At 66.6% G+C, this 2,193-nt stretch carries 3 protein-coding genes; all 3 read left to right on the top strand.

Features of this window, described 5'->3' with window-relative positions; genetic code table 11:
• On the top strand, nt 1–667 hold a 667-nt coding region (locus tag AC1D2K_RS33755; RefSeq protein WP_478094681.1), incomplete at its 5' end, for an alpha/beta fold hydrolase.
• Nucleotides 668–670: 3 nt separating this feature from the next.
• The gene (locus tag AC1D2K_RS33760) at nt 671–1,756 is read left to right on the top strand and encodes a tartrate dehydrogenase (RefSeq protein ID WP_478094682.1); all 1,086 of its coding nucleotides are present in this window, start codon (nt 671–673) and stop codon (nt 1,754–1,756) included.
• 225 nt (nt 1,757–1,981) lie between these two features.
• The coding region (locus AC1D2K_RS33765; RefSeq protein ID WP_478094683.1) for an HU family DNA-binding protein at nt 1,982–2,193 on the top strand (212 nt) is incomplete at its 3' end.

Here is a 2,193-nt window from a genome sequence, read left to right on the forward strand (position 1 = left end):
CAACTACTGCAAGCGCGAAATGGCGCTCGATGCGCGCCACGCCATGCAGCAGCATGGCTTCGCGCGCTTCGGCGTGCTCGCGCACGACCGCGGCGCGCGGGTCGCGCACCGGCTCGCGGCCGATCATCCCGAAATGGTCGATCGGCTGATGCTGCTCGACATCGCGCCCACGCTCGCGATGTACGAGAACACCTCCGACGCCTTTGCCCGCGCCTAYTGGCACTGGTTCTTCCTGATCCAGCCGCCGCCGCTGCCCGAAGCGCTGATCGACAGCGATCCCGTGCGCTACATCCGCAGCGTGATGGGCGGCCGCCACGCAGGCCTGGCGCCGTTCGCCCCCGAGGCTCTGGCCGAGTACGAGCGCTGCGCCGCGATTCCCGGCTCGGCGCAAGCCATCTGCGAGGACTACCGCGCCTCGGCCGCGATCGACCTCGACCACGACCGCGCGGACATCGCCGCCGGCCGCAAGCTGGCGCAGCCGCTGCGCGTGCTGTGGGGCGCGCACGGCGCGGTCGGGCGCTCGTTCGACGTGCTCGCGCTATGGCGCGAGCGCGCCGACCGCGTGGCGGGCGGCGCGCTGCCGTGCGGCCACTACATTCCCGAGGAGGCGCCCGCCGAATTGCTGGTCGAGGCACTTTCTTTCTTCAACGCGAACTCCAAGGATTGAGACATGAGCGCCCAACGCATCGCAGTCATCGCCGGCGACGGCATCGGCAAGGAAACCATGCCCGAGGGCCTGCGCGTGCTGGATGCCGCGAGCCGCAAGTTCGGCCTCGACCTGAAGTTCGACCACTTCGATTTCTCGAGCTGGGAATACTTCGAGAAGCACGGCAAGATGCTGCCCGACAACTGGAAGGAGCAGATCGGCGGCCATGACGCGATCTACTTCGGCGCGGTCGGCTGGCCCGAGAAGATCCCCGACCATGTGTCGCTGTGGGGATCGCTGCTGCTGTTCCGGCGCGAGTTSGACCAGTACATCAACCTGCGGCCGGCCCGCCTGATGAACGGCATCGTGGCGCCGGTGGTGCGGCGCGACGGCACGCCGCGCGAGGCCGGCGAGATCGACATGTACATCGTGCGCGAGAACACCGAGGGCGAGTACTCGAGCATCGGCGGGCGCATGTACGAAGGCACGGCGCGCGAGATCGTGATCCAGGAGACCGTGATGTCGCGCGTCGGTGTCGACCGGGTGCTCAAGTTCGCCTTCGAGCTGGCCCAGTCGCGGCCGAAGAAGCACCTCACGAGCGCCACCAAGTCGAACGGCATCTCGATCACCATGCCCTACTGGGACGAGCGGGTCGCGGCGATGGCGAAAAGCTATCCGGGCGTGACGCTCGACAAGTTTCATATCGACATCCTGACGGCCCACTTCGTGCAGCGGCCCGACTTCTTCGACGTGGTGGTGGCGAGCAACCTGTTCGGCGACATCCTGTCCGACCTCGGCCCGGCCTGCACCGGCACCATCGGCATCGCGCCGAGCGCCAACCTGAACCCCGAGCGCACCACGCCGTCGCTGTTCGAGCCGGTGCACGGCTCGGCGCCTGACATCGCGGGCCGGGGCATTGCCAACCCGATCGGGCAGATCTGGTGCGGCGCGATGATGCTGGAGTTCCTCGGCCACAAGGCGGCGCACGACGCCATCCTGGCCACGATCGAGAAGGTGCTGGCACCCGGCAGCGGCGCGCCGCGCACCCCGGACATCGGCGGAACCGCGGGCACTGCGGATCTGGGCCAGGCGATTGCCCAGGCTCTTTGAAAAGCGGTTCGCCAAAACGCCACTAAAATCGCGCTCCTCGCTGTGTTTCACGGGGCAGCGTCGTATTGACACCCCGTAGACCAGTGGTTGTAATCCCTGTCGGCAGTGCGCTGCCGGCGCATCAGAACTGCCATCCATTTTTCTGTACCACACCCCGCGGCGACGCCATGGGGCTGGCGCAGCCTCTGATGACCCTGATCAACAATTTTTCTACAAGGGGCCCTTGTGAACAAGACCGAACTGATTGAGCACATCGCAAAGAACGCCGATATTTCCAAAGCCGCTGCCACGCGGGCACTCGAATCCACCATCGGCGCCATTCGTACCACGCTCAAGAAGGGCGGTTCCGTGTCGCTCGTCGGTTTCGGCACTTTTGCGGTCGGCAAGCGCGCCGCCCGGACCGGCCGGAATCCGCGCACCGGCGACGCGATTAAAAT

The organism is Variovorax sp. P1_H12_2, from assembly GCF_056405335.1.